The sequence below is a fragment of the Nocardia sp. NPDC004340 genome (assembly GCF_053602575.1).
This window is the reverse complement of record NZ_JBSGDW010000007.1, coordinates 242,782-259,379: the sequence shown is the minus strand read 5'-3', so window position 1 is coordinate 259,379 and position 16,598 is coordinate 242,782. Positions and strand designations below refer to the sequence as shown.

The following is a 16,598-nucleotide window of genomic DNA, read 5'->3' as shown; positions in this document are numbered from 1 at the left end:
TACATCACTCTTGATACATCAGAAAAGATGGATTACGGTGATGGCATGACCACGATCGAGACCGCCACCCTCCCCGTCGACGGCGCCGAGCTGTACTACGAAATCCGCGGCACCGGACCGATGCTGCTCATCTCCCAGAGCGGCGAGGGCGACGCACGCCGCAGCGAGGGCCTGGTGCGGAACCTGGAGAACGAATTCACCGTCGTCACCTATGACCGACGGGGGCTGTCGCGCAGCCGGATTCACGAGCCGAGCGCGCGGCCCAGCGTCGCCGCCCACGCCGACGACGTGCACCGGCTGCTGACCGCCATTACCGACCAGCCCGTCCTGATGCTCGGGTGCAGCATGGGCGCGTCCCTCGGATTGCACCTGGCCGCAACGCATCCCGAGCAGGTGCACACCCTCATCGCGCACGAACCGGTCTCGCCGTGGCTGCTCGCGGCCACCCAGCGCGCGCACCACCAGCGCGAACTCGAGGAATGCCAGGAGGTGTGCCGCGCCGAGGGGTGGCGGGCCGCGCTGGCCCCGATGGCCCGCACGCTCGGCATCAACCCCGCCGACCAGGAGATCGAGGAGGGCGTGCGGTTGCCGCCCATCACGCCCGAAAGGGCCGCGAACTTCACCTATTTCATCGAGCAGGACTTCACGGCCATCCGCGAGGACCAGCTCGATGTCGACCGGCTGGCGCGGACCAGCACCCGCATCCTGCCCGCCGTCGGACGCCGTACCCCGGCGCAGGTCTTCGACCGCCTGTGCGCGTTCGAACTGGCCGAACTGATGGGCGTCGAGGCCACCGAATTCCCCGGCGGCCACAACGGCAACCTGACCCACCCGGCCGCCTACGCCGAATCCGTTCGGCGACTGGCGGATCGGTAGATCAGCGGGGCGAACGCAGGATCAGCAGGGTGATCTCGCTCGGGGCGAACAGGCGCAGCTGCGGACCCCAGAAGCCGGTGCCGCGGCTGGTGTAGAGCTGGGTGCGCTCGCCGTGGCGGCTCAGGCCCGCCACCACCGGCTGCTCCAGGCGGACCAGGTAGTGGAACGGCCAGATCTGACCGCCGTGGGTGTGACCCGAGATCTGGAGGGCCACATCGGACGCCACCGCGTCGGCGACCTGGCGGGGCTGATGCGCCAGCAGGATCACCGGCAGGTTCGGGTCCGCGCCGGCGAGGGCCGCGGGCAGATCGGGGCCGTGACCGGTCAGGCTGGTGCCGGTCGGGTCGTCGATGCCCGCGATCACCAGGCTGTCGCCGTTGCGGGTGATGACCTCGTGCTCATTGCGCATCGGCCGCCAGCCCAGGCCCGCCATGTGCTCGATCCAGCCGGGAGCGTCACCGAAGTACTCGTGATTGCCGGTGATGTAGAAGCGCCCGTACTCGGCCTCGACCTTGCCCAGCGGATCCACCTGCGCGCCCCGCTTGGCCACCGAACCGTCCGCGAGATCGCCCGCGTGGCAGGCGATGTCGGGGCGCAGGGCGTTGACCTCGGCCACGACTTTCTCCGACCAGCGCAGCCGGTCCGTCGCGGCGAAATGGGTGTCGGTGACCACGGCCAGCCGGAAGCCGTCCAATCCGGCTCCCAGACGCGGGATCTCGACCTCGATGGTCCGCACCGTCGGCACCTTGCGGGCGCTGTAGATCGCGTACGCGGTCAGCACCACCGCGACCGCGAGCACGCCCGCGGCCACGATCCGGGAGCGGGCCGGATCGTCCACCCCGGCCACCGCCAGGCCGCCGCGCACGACGGCGCCGATCACCGACCAGCTGAACACCACCCACATCACACCCAGCAGGGTGTCGCCCACCAGGGCCGCAGCGTCCGACTGCCGGGGCCCGTGCCCGAGCAGCATGCCCGCGGGCAGCGCCAGGTATCCGAGCAGGAAGACCGCGGTGCCGAGCCAGAAGGCCGCACCGGAGAGGGTGGTGTAGACCAGCAGCCACCACGGGAGCAGGAACAACAGCGCGGGTACGCAGAGGAACAGAACCGCGCGGGGAACGTACTTCACGGGAGATCATCCTTGTCGGACCGAATGCCGCCGGAGAAGGCGTGCTCTCCAACGTACCGGGTTTCTCGGGAAGGATGATCACACGTGACCGACCAGACCTCCGGACGCGGCGCCCCGCACCTCGACGACATCTCCAAACGCATCATCACCGAACTGCAGGAGGACGGGCGGCGGCCCTACGCCACCATCGGCAAGGTGGTCGGGCTGTCCGAGGCGGCGGTGCGGCAGCGAGTGACCAAGCTCGCCGACGCCGGCGTCATCCAGATCGTGGCCGTCACCGACCCGCTGCAGGTCGGACTGTTCCGGCAGGCCATGCTCGCCATCACCGTCGACGGGTCGGTGCAGCCGGTCGCCGACGCGCTCGCCCTGATCGACGAGATCAACTACGTGGTGATCTGCGCCGGACGCTACGACATCCTCTGCGAAGCCGTCTGCCCCGACGACGAAGCGCTACTCGACCTGGTGTCCAACCGCATCCGCGCGCTCGCGGGCGTCCGCCACGCGGAGATCATGGTCTACCTGAAACTGCGCAAACAGACCTACAAGTGGGGCACCCGCTGAGCCGAGTGCGCTATTCGCCTGTGAGCGCGGCCATTTCGGCGGCGAGGTTGGCCCGGGCCGCGGCCTCGTAGCGCCGGAGCGCGGTCGGGGTGCGGAAGAGGGCGGGGCCTTCCGCCAGGGCGGCGAGGACCGCGGCGCGGCCGGCGCGGAACAGGTTGTCGGGGACGTGGACGTATTCGGCGCGGACGGCGGCGGTGTAGGCGGCGTATCCGGCGGGGTCGGCGGCGAGGATGGCCAGGTCGGCGTCGCAGAGGACCGCGCCGTTGCGGTCCGCGGGGTCCGGGTGGTGGCCGCCGGTGAGGCGGACCAGGCGGGCGACCTCCGCGACCTGGTCGGGCGCGACTCCCAGTGCGGGCAGCGCGGTTTCGGCCAGGCGGGCGCTGGCCTCCTCGTTGTCGGTGCCGTCCATGGCGTACACCGCGTCGTGGAAGAACGCGGCATAGCGGACCGCGTCCAGGTCGTCGGCGTCCGCGGCCAGGTCGTCGATGACCGCGAGCATGGCGGCCAGGTGTTCGACGGTGTGATAGCGGCGGTGCGGCTCGCGATAGCGGCGGACCAGGTCCTCCCCCACCGCCTGCGCCTGCGGCCCGGCCAGTTTCGTCCAGCGGTCCAGCAGTTCCGTGTCCAGGCTCATCCCCATCCGGGCAGTGTGCCGAAAGTTCGGGCCCGTGAAAACCCCTCGAGAACGGTGGCTTTCACCACTCGGCGGGTCAGGAGGACAGGTAGCGCTGGATGGTGGGGCCGATCTCGGCCACGATCTGCTCCTGGGTGAGCGCCACCACCGGCGGCAGCCGCAAGATGTAGCGGCACAAGGCGAGTCCCAGCATCTGCGCGGCGATCAGGCCCGCCCGGTGCGGCGCGTCGGCCGGGTCGCCGAAACCCAGCACCGCGGGCATCAACTGCTGGGCGAAGATGCGCCGGGTGCGTTCGGCCACCCCTTCGTCGGTGAGCGCGGAGCGCAGCAGGGTCAGCAGGATCTCGCTGGTCGGCGGCTGCTCCCACAGTTCCAGGAAGCGCGCCGCCAGCAGGCCGCCCACCGAATCCGGCGCGGCCGCACCGAGATCCGGCAGGGCCAGGTCGACATCGAGTGCGGCGTCGAACAATCCGTCCTTGTTGCCGTAGTACCGCATCACCATCGACGGATCGATGCCCGCGTCGGCGGCGATGGCCCGGATGGTCGCCTTGCGGAAGCCGTCCTCGGCGAACCGTTTGCGCGCCGCCTCGAGAATCGCGGCGCGGGTGGCGTCCGAGCGCCGGGGACCCGTCTCCACAGTCATGCCCACAAGTGTAGGCCAACACGTGTTGACACCCAAGCGGCCCCGGGCGCCGGGCTCAGTTCTTCTGCGCCTCGTCCTGCGCGTGCTGCGCCTGCACCAGCTGCGCGGGCGTGTACCGCAACGTCAACGCCAGCAGGCCCATGAGCGCGGTGCCGATGGCGCAGACCAGCAGCACCAGGGTGTAACCGCTGCCCAGCGCGTCGATCTGATGCTGGGTCATGGTGCTCACCTTGCCCGTCGCGCCCTTGTCCAGCGACAGCGTGCGCGACAGCGCGACCGGGCTCAGGATGCCGACCGCGAACGGCGTGCCCATGTTCATGAACATCTGCCCCACCGCCGACAGCGGACCGATATGGGCCATGTCCACGCCGACCAGCACGCACAGCGGCAGGATCACGATGGCCGTGCCGACGCAGAAGCCGACGATCGACATCATGACCAGCAGCGTCGGGAAGTAGTCGGCCGAACTGTCCAGCGTGGAACCGAAATACAGCGCGCCCGACAGCACCACCGCCGCCGCCAGCAGCAGCCAGCGCGCCCGCACGTACATGCACGCCTTCGAGGCCACCGCGGTACCGACGCCCGCGCCGAGGGTGAACGGGATGCTGGCCAGACCGGCGTGCAAAGGGCTGTAGCGCAGCACGTTCTGCAGGAACTGGGCCACGAAGAAGGTGGTGGCGCCGAGCACGCCGGAGGTCAGGAAGATCGCGACGAAGGTGATCACGCGGTCGCGGCTGTCGAACAGCGACCACGGCAGCAGCGGGTTCTCGACATCGCGCTCGGCGAGCACGAACACCACCAGCAGCACCAGACCGCCGATCACCGAACCCAGGATCACCGGGTTGGTCCAGCCCATCTCGGGCCCCTCGGTCGCGCCGAACACGATCGCCACACAGGCCAGCGTGCCCAGCACCGCGCCGCGCACATCCAGCGAGATGCGGTGGTGCACGGTGTCGCGCAGCTGGGTGACCGCGCCCCACACGATGAGCAGACCGATCGGCACATTGATCCAGAAGATCCAGCGCCAGTCGACCTCGGTCAGCGCGCCACCGATCACCAGACCGCCGACCGACCCGATACCGACCATGGAACCGAAGATGGCCACCGCCTGATTGCGGGCCGGACCGGGCGCGTAGGTGCTCGCCACCAACGCGAACGCCGTCGGCGCGGCGATGGCCGCACCCGTGCCCTGCAGCGCGCGAGCCGCGATCAGCCATGCCTCGTTCTGCGCGGTGCCGCACAGCGCCGAGGCCACCGTGAACAGCCCGACACCCATGATGAGCATGCGCTTGCGGCCGAACGAGTCACCGAGCCGCCCGCCCAGCAGCATGAGTCCGGCGAACGGCAGCCCGTACGCGGTCACCGTCCACGCGCTGCCCGCGTTGGACAGGCCCAGCTGCTCCTGTAGTCGGGGCAGCGCCAGGATCATGACCGTGCCGTCGAGCACGACCATCAGCTGCAACCCGCTGAGGACGAGGATCGCGAGCCCGAACGCCCGCTTGGTCACCGGATACTGCATCGTCGCAGCGGGGTTATCGAGCACGGGCTCACTCTAGAGGATGCAGTGACCGGGGCAACCGTCCTCACCACGCTCGTCAGGAGTTGGCCAGGTCCGGAGCTCCGGCGGTGAACCCGGCGGTGGGGCCGATGACGATGATGGCCGGCGGGCGGATGCCCTCGGCCCGGACCCGTTCGGCGACCGTGGCCAGGTCGGCGCGCAGGATGCGCTGGGTGCGCAGGCTGCCCTCCTGGATGACGGTGACCGGGGTGTCGGTCGCGCGGCCGCCGGAGATGAGGGCGTCGGCGAACTTCTCGATCCGCTCGACGGCCATGAGCAGCACGATGGTGCCGCGCAGCCGGGCCAGGGCGGGCCAGTCGACCAGGGAGTCCGGGTGATCGGGGGCGACATGGCCGCTGACCACCACGAACTCGTGGGTGACGCCGCGGTGGGTGACCGGGATACCGGCCAGCGCCGGAACCGAGATGGCGGAGGTGACGCCGGGAACCACGGTCACCGGGATGCCCGCGTCGACGCACGCCTCGAGTTCCTCGTAGCCGCGGCCGAAGACATAGTTGTCGCCGCCCTTGAGCCGGACCACGAACTTGCCCGCCTTCGCGCCCTCGATGAGCGCGGCATTGATGCGCTCCTGCGCCATGGCCCGGCCGTAGGGGATCTTGGCGGCGTCGATGACCTCGACGTCGGGACCCAGCTCGGCCAGCAGCTCCGGCGGCGCGAGCCGGTCGGCGACAACGAGATTCGCGCGGGCCAGCAGGCGGCGGCCGCGCACGGTGATCAGGTCCGGGTCGCCGGGGCCGCCGCCGACCAGGGCCACGCCCGGGGTGACGGGGGCCGAATCATCGGTCACCACACCGGATTGCAGGGCCTCGAGCAGCGCGTTGCGGACCGCGGCGGACCGGCGGTGCTGCCCGCCCGCCAGCACGCCGAGGGTCATGCCGTCGTAGCGGGCGGTCGCCGGGGTGACCGCGGTGCCCAGGCGGGCGGTGTCGGCGCGCACGCAGAAGATGCGGCGGCGGGTGGCCTCGGCGACGACGGCGGCATTGGTGTCCGGTTCGTCGGTGCAGGCCATGGCGTACCAGGCGCCGTCGAGGTCGCCGTCGGCGTAGGCGCGCAGCTCGATGGTCAGCTGCCCCATGGTGCCCATGCCCTCGACCGCCGGGGTGACCTCGCGGCTGATCACGTGCACGTCCGCACCGGAGGCGATGAGCAGCCCGAGCCGCCGCTGCGCGACCGTGCCGCCGCCGACCACGACCACGCGGCGGCCGTTCAGATCGAGGCCGACCAGGTAGTTCGGGTCACCGGTCTCGGCCCGGGGCACGGGAACCGGCTGGTCATCGGGGGTGGCTGCGGGGTTCTGCACAAGGATTCAGGGTACGGCGTGCGGGGCCGCGCACGACAATCGCCTGGCGTCCGTGCAGCAATCGATAGGAAGTTCACGATCCGCGCGGACTGCGCGCGGCGGTCCGCGTAACTTGCGACGGAACCGGCCCGGCAGTTCTTATGCTGAATAGCTATGACACGCAGGGTCGTCGTGGTCGTTCGCAGTCTCCTGCTCGCCGCGCTGCTGGCGCTCGGCCTCGCCCCGGGCACCGGCCACGCGGATCCGCCTGTGGAGAGCGCGTATTCGCAACCGGGGCCCTGGCAGGTGACCGAGCACACGGCCTTCACCTGCTGCGATTCCACCGGAGCGGCCTACGACATCTGGTATCCGACCGACCTGGGGGCCAAGGGATTCCGGCATCCCATCATCACCTGGGGCGACGGCACCGACGCGCACCCGAGCCAATACGCCTACCTGCTGCGCCATTTCGCCTCGTGGGGGTTCGTGGTGATCGCCACCGAGAACGCCGCCACCGGATCCGGCGTGGACATCGCGGGCGCGGTGGACAAGCTGCTGATCCTGGCCGAGGACCCCGGCAGCGTGTTCCACGGCAACCTCGACCCGGATGCGGTCGGGGCCGTGGGACATTCGCAGGGCGCGACCGGAGTCCTCAATGCCATGGCGCATTCCGGCGGCCGGATCACGACCGCGGTGCCGATCGAACTGCCGATCCAACTGCTGTGCGTCTTCGGCGTGTCGTGCCCCGATATCCGGGCGTTGACGGCGGGCTCGGTGTTCTTCGTCAACGGCGCGGCCGACACCCTCATCTCGCCGTCGGATCAGCTGTTGCCGGCGCAGGCCATCGGGCTGGAGTCCATGCGGGCCTTTTACGACGCGGTGCCCGCCGGAATCCCGAAGGCGTGGGGCACCCTGGTCACCCCGGATCACAATGACGTGCAAGGCCAACCGGACTGCTCCGGCGCGGCCTGGCCGTGCGCGACCGGGGTGCACGGCTACCTCGGCTATCCGACGGCCTGGCTGGCCGCCCACCTGCTGGGCAGTTCCGACGCCCGGCAGGCGTTCGTGCGGGGCAGCGGCGAGTTCCTCGCGCCGAATCCGCTGTGGGACAACCAGTGCAGCACCGTCGGTGTCAGCTGAACCGCGGGACGTCCTGGATCAGGTGAATCCCGCCCTGCCGCAATCGGATACCGCTCTCGTCGACGCGTTGCAGGGTGACGGTCACCGGATGCCCGGACAGCTCGCCGGTCAGCACCAGATGCTCGGATCGCGGGCGGTCGAAGGTGAAGGTGGCCAGCGGACGCGGGCCGTCCGAACCCTCACCGCCGGGGGCGAGCAGCGCCAGCGTGTGCGCGGACGCGTCGATCTTCGCGCCGACCGTGGTCAGCGTGTCGTCCATCGACTGGTAGGAAGCCGCCTCGGGGTTGTCGAACACCAGTCGCCGCCACCGGGTTTCATCGGTCACCAGCGGCGGCACGGTCTGCCCGTCGCGGGTGAATTCGGTGACCGTCCAGATGCCGTACAGCTCCGACTTCGGCCGCCCCGGGCCCCACTCGTGGTAGGCCCGCGTCTGCTGCACCACCTGTGCGATCAGGAACCAGACGAGCAGGGTCACCTGCCCGATCACCAGGATCCGGCGTCCCCTGGCGCTCGAGACCGGCTCCGGGGCGTCCGCGGGTCCCGCCGCCCGGCCGGTCAGCACCGCTGTCAGGCGTCGCGCCTCCGGGACCAGCAGCACCAGGCACAGCAGCATGAGATGGAACGACAGCAGCTTGACCGGGATGTCGAAGGTCATGTTCAGCACCCACACCTGCGCCATGCTCACCAGACTCAGCAGGACGCCCGCCAGCGTGGTGCGCGGCAGCAGCAACAGGATGCCGCCCATGACCTCGGCCCCGCCCAGCAGCATTTCGTAGACCGGCGAGGTGCCGACCTGCAGCCACAGCATGGACGAGTGGGTGATGCTGCCCAGCGGCTGGACCAACGCGTCCAGCGGCGGCACCGGCATCTGGGTCGGAACCAGTTTGGCGAAGCCGTAGCCCAGCATCTGCCCGGCCAGGCAGAGCCGGATGAACAGCAGGAACCAGCCCGCGAGACGGCGGTACTCGGTGCGGCGGCGGTCCAGCACACTCCAGACCAGGGTGCCCGCGACGGCGACCACCAGGACACAGAAGACCAGCACCCACAAATACGCCTGATCGCCGCTGCCCGATTGCGGATTCAGGGCGACGTCGGCGCCGAAAACGGTCCGCCCGACCCATTCGATCGGCGCGTGATACCAGTTCACCATGGTGATCTGGATATTCTCCGGCAGCCATTCCTGGATGACGCCGAGAAAGGCGAAGATCGGCTGCGGATAGAACACGCAGAACAGTCCGAAATAGAGAAAGCCGAATCGGAAGAGAATCCGGGTGGCCGGTTTCCAGCCGGCGCGCTCCCCCGGCGGCGGCGGCGCCAGTTCGGTTCCGTCCTCGGCCGTCAGCAGGCTCATCCCACATCCCCTCGTCGTCGATCCGGACCTTCGACGCTAGGTTCCGGACCCCGCGCGGCGCCTCCGTGAAGACCCTGAGCCGACCCGGAATATGCCTAATCGGAAGTCCTCCCAAGGGATTACGGGGCAGCACGAGTCCACACCCCCGACCAGCGGTCATCCCGGTCAGCGGTACTGCTTACACCAATCGCCGGGAGCACTTCCCACCCCCCACTAGAACCGGTTACATTTTGGGCACGTGTTACTCAGACCACATCGCCGACGGTGATGCGGGTGCGCTAGAAGGGACGGCAATGTCCGCCGACGATCTCAATGAGAAATGGGAATTGACGGTCTCCGACCGCGATGACGACGAGCTCGCGACGAGATTGGCCCAATGGTTGTCCACCAAGGTCGAGTCCGACACCCAGCCCCGGGTCACCTCCCTCACCCACCCCCAGTCCGGCGGCATGTCCAGCGCCACACTGCTGTTCGACGCCGAATGGACCGAGAACGGCGAGTCCGCCGGCGGATCCTTCGTCGCCCGGCTCGCACCGGAAGCCGACTCCTTCCCCGTCTTCGAGAAATACGATCTCGGCGGCCAGTTCGCGACCATGGCGGCCGTCACCGAGCACACCGACCTGCCGATCCCGCCGCTGTGCTGGTACGAGGCCGACGACAGCATCCTCGGTTCACCGTTCCTGGTGATGCGCCGCGTCGGCGGCCAGGCGCCGTCCGACAACCCGCCCTACGTGTTCACCGGCTGGCTCTACGACGCCACCCCCGAACAGCGCCTGGAGATCACCCGCAACACCGTGGACGTGATCGCGCGCATCCACGCCATCGACAAGCCCGCCGAGCGCTTCCCGCACCTCGACGGCGACGGCCCCGCGCTGCGCCGCCACCTGGACGCCCAGAAGGCTTGGTACGCCTGGGCTCTCACCGACGACGGCTACAACATCCCGATCCTGGACCGCGCCTTCGCGTGGCTCGAGGACAACTTTCCCGAGCACCCGAGCGCCGATGTGCTCAGCTGGGGCGACGCCCGGCCCGGCAACATCATGTTCGAGGGCCTGACCCCCAACGCCGTCCTCGACTGGGAGATGGCCGCGATCGGCCCGCGCGAACTCGACGTCGCCTGGACCCTGCTGATCCACCGCTTCTTCCAGGACATGGCCACCAAGTACGGCCAGACCGGCGTGCCCGACTACATGCGGCGCTCCGACGTGGAGAAGCTCTACACCGAGGCCACCGGCCACACCCTGCAAGACCTGGACTGGTACCTCACCTACGCGGCCCTGCGCCACGGCGTCGTGATGGCCCGCATCTGGCGACGGATGATCCACTTCGGCGAGACCACCGAACCCGAGAACCGCGACGAGTTCGTCATGCACGCGGATCTGATCGAAGCACTGCTCGACGGCACGTACAACTGGGATTGAGAGACGAGGACATGATCGGTCCGCTGGACGAATACCCCATCCACCAGACCCCGCTGCCGATGGCGCGGGTGGTGAGCAGCGATCGGAACTTCTACGACCGCAGCTACTACAACGCCATCCAGACCGGCGGCGACACCATGCTCATCACCGGGTTCGGCGTCTACCCGAACCTGGGCGTGACCGACGCCTTCGCCACCGTGCGCCGCGGCGACACCCAGCGCGCGGTGCGGTTCTCCGACGCGCTCGACCAGCGCGGCCTGGACCTGGCCGTCGGCGGGTACCGCATCGAGGTGATCGAGCCGCTGCAGAAGCTGCGCGTGATCTGCGAGCACGACGACCTGTCGTTCGACCTCACCTGGGAAGGCGCCCACCCCGCGGTCGCCGAGCAGCCGCACACCATCATCACCAAGCTGAACCGGCCCATCATCGACGCCCAGCGCTTCGCCCAGGTCGGAACCTGGTCGGGCACACTGAATGTCGACGGCGACGACTTCGCCATCGACCCCGCCGTGTGGTGCGGCACCCGCGACCGCTCCTGGGGCATCCGGCCGGTCGGCGATTCCGATCCGGCCGGGCGCGTGGCCGACGAGCCGTCCGAAGGCTTCTGGTGGCTGTACGTGCCGCTGAAGTTCGACGACTACTCGATCATCGTCATCGTGCAGGAGGAGCCCAACGGCTTCCGCACGCTCAATGACGCCACCCGGGTCTGGAACGACGGGCGGGTCGAGCAGCTGGGCTGGCCGCGCGTGCATCTCACCTACAAGTCCGGCACCCGCATCCCCACCGCGCTGCGGCTGGAACTCTGCACGCCCGACGGCAAGCCCCTCGAGGTCGAGGTCGAGGCCGGAACCTTCATCGCGCTCAACGCCGGCTGCGGCTACGGCGGCGACCCGGACTGGCTGCACGGACAGTGGAAGGGCCGCAACTGGTCCGAGAGCAAGCTCTACGACCTGACCGATCCCGCTGTGGCCGGCCGGATTCCGTTCGGCGTCATCGACCACGTCGGCAAGGCGCGCTGCGGCGACGACGAGGGCTGGGGGTTGTTCGAACACGGCACCATGGGTCGGCACGATCCGACCGGGTTCGCCGATTGGGGTTCTGTCGCGCCCTGATCGCGTGAAGTCGCAGCCCTCGCCGATACCCAACCAGTCGGCGGGGGCTGCGGTGTTTCAGCCGTTCGGCCACCAGTAGTGGTAGACGATGTACAGGCTCAGGAGCAGGCCGGGGAAGAAGATCAGTGCGCCGATCGGGATACCCAGGGACGGCCGCCAACCCCGGCGGCGGGCCATCCTGCCGAGCTGCCAGGCAACGGCTCCACCCGCCGCCCACACGTACATCGGGAACGCGCCGATGGTCAGGGTGATCCACGGTGGGCAGGGGTGGCGCCAGCCGCAGTAGGCGGGCACGCCGTCCAGATCGCTGATGATCAGGAACGTCAGGAAGGCCGAGCCGCAGAAACCCAGGATGCCCCAGAAGCGCCACCAGGTCAGGAAGGTGCGCCAGCGGTCCGGGGTGAGAGTGAGGGTGGGGTCGGCCACATGGCAAAAGATAGAGAAGAAAAGGCCTGAGGCCAAAGACCGAAAGCGGCAAAGATCAAAAGATTAAAGACGCCTGGAGAAGGAAGAGAGGTGGCCGAGCTTGCGAGGCCCCTCACCTACCAGCCCCGCACCGCTCGGCCGCGCATCATCCCGGAGCAAGAGCAAGGGGTTTGGGTTTGGCTCGAGAAGGTGATGCGTGCAGTCCGTGGGCTGGGATCGGCGGGTAACGGATCCCAGCCCGGCGTCAGCCCAAGTCCGGCAGGGCAGGCGACGCGACCACACTCCCCGTCGCTTTGCGCACGCCAGCAGCCGACGAGCAGCCGGATTTCACGCTGCCCGTGAGCGCCACGTCCGGCAACTCGAATCGATCGCAGCGGCGATCAACTGCCCCACGTGATGACGATCGTTCACCCGTGGCGTGCCGGTGGGATCAACACTCTTCGGAGCAATCCACCCGGTACGGCCGGGGAACGGCGAATCTTTCCCCATCACAACGGTTTTCCAACCATCCGGGCCATCATTGACCAACGCATGGCAGTGATCGCACGCCAATGTCAGGTTGTTGATGTCGGTGGGACCACCCTTGGCCCAATCATTGACGTGGTGGGCGGCACACATAGTGGCGGGTTGTTCACACCCCGGGCGAGTACATCCCTTATCGCGGGCCACAAGTGCGAGGCGTTGGGCGCGGTTCGCGGTGCGACGCGAACGCCGCAGGTAGAGCGGCATCCCATCCCCATCGAGCACCGCGATCACCGGGCGAGCGCCTTCCGCCATCTTCAGGGCCTCGTTGATCGAAATCTGGGTGCCCGACGCAGTGGTCGCGACGCCGGTCCCGTTCTCGAGGTCGCTCAGGCTCATCGTGAGCACCACCTCGACCGGCAACCCACGGTGCATGCCCAAGGTCCGCATGTTCACACCCGGCTGCACCAACGCCAGCAACGCATCATGAGTCCGCTGACCAGCATCACGACGATCACGACGCGCAGCAGCATCAAGGATGCTGTCGGCGATGAACCCACCAGCCGCGGAAGGGCTTTCCGGATCCTCGACATTGCACATCCCCGGACGAGCGAGCTTGGCGAACACCGCATCCAGGCACGCCCGCAACTCGGGCGTGATCCACCCCTCGATCCGAGTCATCCCATCCACACCAGGACGGCACAACGTGATCCCACGACGGCGACGACGGTCAGCGTCCGACACCACTTTCCCGTCGGGATCGAGGCGGGCGAGGATGTCACGCCCGATCTTCAACAGGTCATCGGGCCACCCACTACGCGAGTAGTCGACGAGGATCTGCTCCGCCTCCGCACGCGCCTCGGCAGGGACATCGACGGGCAGGTGGTTCATCACGTCCATGATGTGGCGCACGTGATCCCGCGAGATCTCACCGGCCGCGAACGCTTCGGCGGTCACCGGAAGTACCGGCGGCGCGACGTGCCCGGTCTGTTGGACGAATTCGCCGCAATGGTGGGTGATCTTCACACGTACCGACGCGTCATACCGCGACAACCCGAGGGTGTGCCGCAGGAACGGCACCATCTTCCCGGCCCCGCTGCGTGAATGCAGAGACCGCTCTCCCGCTTCGATGATCAGGCGGGTATCCAGTGCAGCGAGCTGACGCTTGCAGGTTTCCAGCTGCTGCATCAACGACACGACATCTTCGTCGGAGAACTCCGCCATCTTCCCGCCCTGCACGGATTCCGACAGGGTCGAGACAGCGGCCGCCAGTTCAGCGATACCGCAGTCGTCGAGTGTCACCCCATTCGAATCCATGCCTCTATTTTACGCGGGAATGATCACCGCGAGAACCCGAAATGTCCAGTATCGCAAGGATTTTCGCACTTCTCGTCCTAGTTCCCGAAGCTCAGTCCATCTCTGGGAATCGGAGATCGAGTAACAGCTTGTGCAGCTTGCGCACGCTCGCGCTACCGACCACCCCACGTTCCTCGGCCGCCCTTATCAGGTCTTCGGCGGCAATCGGTCGACCAGCCGTATGACCGAGGACAACCGCCTCGGGTGCGACCGAAACCTGAACAGGCTTTGTCTCACGCAAGCCCCACTGGTCCACCGCCCCCGTTGGAATTCGTGCGTCGATCTGGACCTTCTTCTGAGTGAATCCCCTAATCGTTCCGTGCTGGCCCTTGTGGTGGCCGCGCAGCAATGTCACCGGTTGGCCGACCGTCATCGGCTGCCCGCTGGGGTACCGTGGCCCTTCGGTCTCCCCGCATTGCGGACACCAGGAATAGGTGCGTTCGTTCAATTCTCGTGCCGACCCCTGTGTGATCGTTGCATAGGCGGTCAGGTGCGCTGAGCAGAGAGCGAACGTCGATTGAGCAATGTCGCTGGCAGCAACCACGTTGTAGCGGGCAAGCTCGACTGCTGTCATGGTCGCCCCAGAGCCTCGGCTCATGGGCTGAGTTTCGAGTACACCACCTCGCCGCATCTCTCCGACCGCCGAGTAGGGAAAGATACGGGCACGTTCTTGAAAGTCACGGTTGACCTGCTCGATCAGTTCGGTGTTCTCACTGTGAGATCTCATCGGCAACTCGATCTCTCCCCACTGCTTTTCATGGTCGCAAGCATCCGATGATCGCAGACGAGGCGCGCACGAAGCGCTAAGTCGTCTTCCCGTTTCAGATCGAGTCCCGGAAGGGGCGACATCATGAACCCAGGTCCAGCGATCCCGACAAATCGAATTCCACAGCAGCAATCACGATTCCGGACACAACGGTCTTGGGGAGCGTCAAATCCCCACCCCCACCGGCCAGCACGGCAGCGGCCTCCGCGACGCTCGTGGCGCCGACAGCCTCCGAAACCCGGCTTGACGGATTGGGAACGGCCACGGCTGCCAGTTCCAGAGCCGAGAACCCCATGGCCACAGCGTGCAGCCGCAACGCCGCCTCTAGAAACCCTGGTTCACCGGCGCGCCGGTCGAGAGTCGCCAATCGGCCGACCGCCCTGTCCCCCAAGGCTTCCCGCACCGCCGCCACGATGAGGTCGGCGGTCGTCCCGGGGCGCAGCCCGACGCCGACCGCCAGGTCAGACCGTGACATCGGTTCGGGCGAAGTCGGCCGCCGCGGCGACGAACCGTCCGACGGCCGCCGGGTTCCCGGCCGGGTGGGTGTGCAGGTAGGACGCGTGCACGCGGTGGAGTATCGCGCCCTCGCGGACCGTCTCACCGGTGGGTGAGCGCCAGGCCCAGGCCGTGTCCGCCGAACCCGTGGAGGTCAAACGGGTGCGGTGGAACTCGTGGCCGCGGACGCGGTCACCCGCACTCCAGAGCGGAGAGTCGGTGAGCGCCACCGCGTCTCGGTAGCCGAGGGTGAGGCGCGGGCCGAACTCGGCGGCGACGTCGAGGACACCGGCCATGCGGTGACCGTCGAGGGTGCGGGTCAGATACAGCAGACCGGCGCATTCGGCGTGGATCGGGAGCCCGCGGCGGGCCTGGTCGGCGATGGCCGCCAGCAGCCCGGTATTGGCCGCGAGGTCGGCGGCGTGCTCCTCGGGGAAGCCGCCGGGGATGACCAATCCGGCCGTGCCGGAGGGCAGTTCGTCGCGCAGCGGGTCGAAGACGCGGACCTGGGCTCCGGCCGCCGCGAGCAGCTCGCGGTGTTCGGCGTAGCCGAAGGTGAAGGCCGGTCCCCCGGCGATGGCCACCACCGGTCCGGACTCCTGGACCGTCACTTCCTCGGCCGGATCCCACGCCCGGCCCTGTACGGCGGAGGCGGCCAGAGCGGCGACCGCGGCCAGATCGATGTGCGCCGCAACGAGATCCGTCATGGCGTCCACGGCCGCCTGGGCGGCAGTGCCGTGCTCGATCGCCGGGATCAGGCCGAGATGCCGTGAGGGCACGGCCAATTCGGCGAGCCGGGGCAGGGCGCCCAGCACCGGGAGGCCCACGCGCGCGCAGGCGGCGCGCAGGACCTGTTCGTGGCGTTCACTACCCACCCGGTTGAGAATCACTCCGCCGAGCCGGATTCCGCTGTCGTAGGTGGCGAATCCGTGCAGCAGGGCGGCCAGGCTCTGGCTGTGGCCGCGCGCGTCCACCACCAGGATCACGGGTGCGCCGAGCATGGCCGCGATCTGGGCGGTCGAGCCCTCGGCGATGGGGTCGGTGTGGTGTTCGTCGATGCGGCCGTCGAACAGGCCCATGACGCCCTCCACCACCGCGAGATCGCTGTCGCGGCTGCCGTGCAGGTACAGGGGCGCGATGCGGTCCGCACCGACCAGGACCGGGTCCAGGTTGCGGCCCGGGCGGCCGGCGGCCAGGCCGTGATAGCCGGGGTCGATGTAGTCCGGGCCGACCTTGAACGGCGCGACCCGGTGCCCGGCACGGCGCAGCGCGCCGATCAATCCGGTGGCCACCGTGGTCTTCCCGCTGCCCGAGGCGGGCGCGGCGATGACGACGGCGGGGGTGCTCGCCGGGCTCACCATGGCGGGC

At 68.6% G+C, this 16,598-nt stretch carries 16 protein-coding genes; 5 read left to right on the top strand and 11 right to left on the bottom strand.

From position 1 onward, the window contains the following. Positions 1–45 precede the first annotated feature (45 nt). Positions 46–876: an alpha/beta fold hydrolase gene (locus ACWEOI_RS26615; protein ID WP_452361351.1), complete on the top strand. Its 831-nt coding sequence runs from the start codon at positions 46–48 to the stop codon at positions 874–876. A gap of 1 nt (position 877) precedes the next feature. Here ACWEOI_RS26615 and ACWEOI_RS26610 read toward each other — a convergent pair whose 3' ends face one another. Beyond that, positions 878–2,005: a metallophosphoesterase gene (locus ACWEOI_RS26610; protein ID WP_452361350.1), complete on the bottom strand. Its 1,128-nt coding sequence runs from the start codon at positions 2,003–2,005 to the stop codon at positions 878–880. An 84-nt stretch (positions 2,006–2,089) separates the two neighbouring features. Between ACWEOI_RS26610 and ACWEOI_RS26605 the strand changes: the two genes are divergently transcribed. Continuing rightward, positions 2,090–2,566, top strand: coding sequence for an AsnC family transcriptional regulator (locus ACWEOI_RS26605; protein ID WP_433672084.1), 477 nt, complete (start codon positions 2,090–2,092; stop codon positions 2,564–2,566). Positions 2,567–2,576: 10 nt separating this feature from the next. Here ACWEOI_RS26605 and ACWEOI_RS26600 read toward each other — a convergent pair whose 3' ends face one another. The 4 genes from ACWEOI_RS26600 to cobA form a co-directional block, all read right to left on the bottom strand. Continuing rightward, positions 2,577–3,206 carry an HD domain-containing protein gene (locus ACWEOI_RS26600; RefSeq protein WP_433672083.1) on the bottom strand — a complete coding sequence of 210 codons (630 nt, stop codon included), beginning with the start codon at positions 3,204–3,206 and terminating at the stop codon, positions 2,577–2,579. Positions 3,207–3,276: 70 nt separating this feature from the next. Further along, the gene (locus ACWEOI_RS26595; protein ID WP_433672082.1) at positions 3,277–3,843 is read right to left on the bottom strand and encodes a TetR/AcrR family transcriptional regulator; all 567 of its coding nucleotides are present in this window, start codon (positions 3,841–3,843) and stop codon (positions 3,277–3,279) included. 55 nt (positions 3,844–3,898) lie between these two features. Next, positions 3,899–5,362 (bottom strand): MFS transporter, encoded by a 1,464-nt coding sequence (locus tag ACWEOI_RS26590; RefSeq protein WP_433673290.1) that lies wholly within the window; start codon positions 5,360–5,362, stop codon positions 3,899–3,901. A gap of 76 nt (positions 5,363–5,438) precedes the next feature. Beyond that, positions 5,439–6,680: a uroporphyrinogen-III C-methyltransferase gene (gene cobA / locus ACWEOI_RS26585; protein ID WP_452361425.1), complete on the bottom strand. Its 1,242-nt coding sequence runs from the start codon at positions 6,678–6,680 to the stop codon at positions 5,439–5,441. Between the two features lie 195 nt (positions 6,681–6,875). Between cobA and ACWEOI_RS26580 the strand changes: the two genes are divergently transcribed. Then, positions 6,876–7,841 carry a poly(ethylene terephthalate) hydrolase family protein gene (locus ACWEOI_RS26580; RefSeq protein WP_452361349.1) on the top strand — a complete coding sequence of 322 codons (966 nt, stop codon included), beginning with the start codon at positions 6,876–6,878 and terminating at the stop codon, positions 7,839–7,841. Here the strand turns inward: ACWEOI_RS26580 and ACWEOI_RS26575 are convergent. Then, positions 7,834–9,192: a DoxX family protein gene (locus ACWEOI_RS26575; RefSeq protein WP_452361348.1), complete on the bottom strand. Its 1,359-nt coding sequence runs from the start codon at positions 9,190–9,192 to the stop codon at positions 7,834–7,836. The genes ACWEOI_RS26580 and ACWEOI_RS26575 overlap by 8 nt on opposite strands. 293 nt (positions 9,193–9,485) lie before the next feature. On the opposite strand from ACWEOI_RS26575, the gene ACWEOI_RS26570 reads away from it, so the two are divergent. Beyond that, positions 9,486–10,613 (top strand): phosphotransferase family protein, encoded by a 1,128-nt coding sequence (locus ACWEOI_RS26570; protein WP_452361347.1) that lies wholly within the window; start codon positions 9,486–9,488, stop codon positions 10,611–10,613. Between the two features lie 11 nt (positions 10,614–10,624). Continuing rightward, positions 10,625–11,725: a hypothetical protein gene (locus ACWEOI_RS26565; RefSeq protein WP_433672078.1), complete on the top strand. Its 1,101-nt coding sequence runs from the start codon at positions 10,625–10,627 to the stop codon at positions 11,723–11,725. A 57-nt stretch (positions 11,726–11,782) separates the two neighbouring features. Here ACWEOI_RS26565 and ACWEOI_RS26560 read toward each other — a convergent pair whose 3' ends face one another. The 5 genes from ACWEOI_RS26560 to ACWEOI_RS26540 form a co-directional block, all read right to left on the bottom strand. Continuing rightward, positions 11,783–12,151: a hypothetical protein gene (locus ACWEOI_RS26560; RefSeq protein WP_433672077.1), complete on the bottom strand. Its 369-nt coding sequence runs from the start codon at positions 12,149–12,151 to the stop codon at positions 11,783–11,785. Positions 12,152–12,478: 327 nt separating this feature from the next. Further along, positions 12,479–13,930 (bottom strand): DUF222 domain-containing protein, encoded by a 1,452-nt coding sequence (locus ACWEOI_RS26555; RefSeq protein WP_452361346.1) that lies wholly within the window; start codon positions 13,928–13,930, stop codon positions 12,479–12,481. 91 nt (positions 13,931–14,021) lie between these two features. Then, the gene (locus ACWEOI_RS26550; protein WP_452361345.1) at positions 14,022–14,696 is read right to left on the bottom strand and encodes a hypothetical protein; all 675 of its coding nucleotides are present in this window, start codon (positions 14,694–14,696) and stop codon (positions 14,022–14,024) included. A gap of 121 nt (positions 14,697–14,817) precedes the next feature. Then, a complete protein-coding gene (locus tag ACWEOI_RS26545) occupies positions 14,818–15,210 on the bottom strand; it encodes a cobalamin biosynthesis protein (RefSeq protein ID WP_452361344.1) in 393 nt (130 codons plus the stop codon). Next, the gene (locus tag ACWEOI_RS26540; RefSeq protein WP_452361424.1) at positions 15,197–16,591 is read right to left on the bottom strand and encodes a cobyrinate a,c-diamide synthase; all 1,395 of its coding nucleotides are present in this window, start codon (positions 16,589–16,591) and stop codon (positions 15,197–15,199) included. Before ACWEOI_RS26540 ends, ACWEOI_RS26545 begins: the two co-directional genes overlap by 14 nt. Positions 16,592–16,598 lie beyond the last annotated feature (7 nt).

What these genes read in the sequence shown, in the direction of transcription:
- ACWEOI_RS26615 (WP_452361351.1), top strand. Translation starts at nt 46, where the DNA reads ATGACCACGATCGAGACCGCCACCCTCCCCGTCGACGGCGCCGAGCTG.
- ACWEOI_RS26600 (WP_433672083.1), bottom strand. Translation starts at nt 3,206, where the DNA reads ATGGGGATGAGCCTGGACACGGAACTGCTGGACCGCTGGACGAAACTG.
- ACWEOI_RS26595 (WP_433672082.1), bottom strand. Translation starts at nt 3,843, where the DNA reads ATGACTGTGGAGACGGGTCCCCGGCGCTCGGACGCCACCCGCGCCGCG.
- ACWEOI_RS26590 (WP_433673290.1), bottom strand. Translation starts at nt 5,362, where the DNA reads ATGCAGTATCCGGTGACCAAGCGGGCGTTCGGGCTCGCGATCCTCGTC.
- ACWEOI_RS26580 (WP_452361349.1), top strand. Translation starts at nt 6,876, where the DNA reads ATGACACGCAGGGTCGTCGTGGTCGTTCGCAGTCTCCTGCTCGCCGCG.
- ACWEOI_RS26575 (WP_452361348.1), bottom strand. Translation starts at nt 9,192, where the DNA reads ATGAGCCTGCTGACGGCCGAGGACGGAACCGAACTGGCGCCGCCGCCG.
- ACWEOI_RS26570 (WP_452361347.1), top strand. Translation starts at nt 9,486, where the DNA reads ATGTCCGCCGACGATCTCAATGAGAAATGGGAATTGACGGTCTCCGAC.
- ACWEOI_RS26565 (WP_433672078.1), top strand. Translation starts at nt 10,625, where the DNA reads ATGATCGGTCCGCTGGACGAATACCCCATCCACCAGACCCCGCTGCCG.
- ACWEOI_RS26555 (WP_452361346.1), bottom strand. Translation starts at nt 13,930, where the DNA reads ATGGATTCGAATGGGGTGACACTCGACGACTGCGGTATCGCTGAACTG.
- ACWEOI_RS26550 (WP_452361345.1), bottom strand. Translation starts at nt 14,696, where the DNA reads ATGAGATCTCACAGTGAGAACACCGAACTGATCGAGCAGGTCAACCGT.
- ACWEOI_RS26545 (WP_452361344.1), bottom strand. Translation starts at nt 15,210, where the DNA reads ATGTCACGGTCTGACCTGGCGGTCGGCGTCGGGCTGCGCCCCGGGACG.
- ACWEOI_RS26540 (WP_452361424.1), bottom strand. Translation starts at nt 16,591, where the DNA reads ATGGTGAGCCCGGCGAGCACCCCCGCCGTCGTCATCGCCGCGCCCGCC.